Raw genomic sequence first — 1,118 nt, 5'->3', positions numbered from 1 at the left:
AAATATGGGTGGAGCGATGCAGCCGATTTATGTGCCTGAAAGTGGATATTATGGTAATAATGAAGAAATTAGTGTAAAAACGGAATAAGATTAGTCAACCCTAATCAGGACGAATCAGGGTGAGAGTAAAAAGTTACCCTCACCTACTCTCACCCTTACCCTCACACCTATAACCCCGATGAATAAACGGATTGAGCACAGGGTGAGGGTGTGAGGGTAAAAACGTCATCAACATTTATTTGAAAACATTTCAATGCAAGTAACTATCACATAGGATCACCTCCACACCCTTCCATATTCTACCGGGGAATTTTAACCATTTCAACCGGCTGCTCCTGTATCTTATCCAACGGTTGTGATTGATATTTTACTTTCGAGAAATCAATAGCCTTCAAATCGATGCAACGTATCGAATTGTTATAGGCCGTTTTATAATAAACCTTCCGGTTCGTCAGATCAATAGCCGAGGTCCATTGTGTAGCACTGGGAATATCCGGAATATCACCAGCCTGCGAATATTCTATACCGATGGGAATATCAAAATTATTAAGCAAGTGGAAACATTGCTGCACGGTATCAAAGCCTGTGGCACGTTGCGGAGCTGTCCCCCGGTAAAAGGCCGCACGCACAAACCGCGAAGGAGGCGTGGCATCACCCGGAATACCGAGAAAACCGGAATTGCTACCAGTCGGCTGCAACGTAATACCGCTCAATTTTTGCACGGAAGCGTCACCCGGATGAAGATTGACGTAGTTGTTCAAATTAATGAGTTGCCATTCAAAGCCGGGGGCATTCGTCAGTACACCTACTTTATTCTCATAAAAATGCGGCACGCCACCTACAATTTCCAATACAACCTGACGTCCCGACGGTTCACCGATACGCCAGTGTACTACCGCTGTCGTTTCCAATCCTACGACACGTACAGAAGAGAGGGCTGCTTTCACCTCGTCAATAGTAGAAAACTGCGACAACAACCACTCCGTCACTTGAAGGTCTGCCAGTGTCCGCTGGTTCTGTGCAGCGTCATACGTCTCATACCCCCCATAATGAGGAAAGAAAAATAGTCCGGCCGAAAGTCCTGCCTCATTGATTCCTTCGGCAATAAACTCTTTTTG

General features: G+C 45.5%; 1 protein-coding gene and 1 pseudogene. One reads left to right on the top strand and one right to left on the bottom strand.

Annotated features, from left to right (window positions below; translation table 11 throughout):
* A pseudogene (locus tag AB5935_RS25590) lies at positions 1–88 on the top strand (DNA-binding protein); the annotation flags it as partial.
* Between the two features lie 211 nt (positions 89–299).
* On the opposite strand, the gene AB5935_RS25585 reads toward AB5935_RS25590, so the two are convergent.
* A partial coding sequence (locus AB5935_RS25585; RefSeq protein WP_368327825.1) for a linear amide C-N hydrolase occupies positions 300–1,118 on the bottom strand: 819 nt, incomplete at its 5' end.

Source organism: Phocaeicola sp. RTP21198st1_B8_RTP21198_201120 (assembly GCF_040929485.1).
GTDB classification, from domain to species: Bacteria; Bacteroidota; Bacteroidia; order Bacteroidales; family Bacteroidaceae; genus Phocaeicola; species Phocaeicola dorei.
The sequence above is the reverse complement of the archived record's forward strand: the minus strand, read 5'-3'. Positions and strand labels throughout refer to the sequence as shown.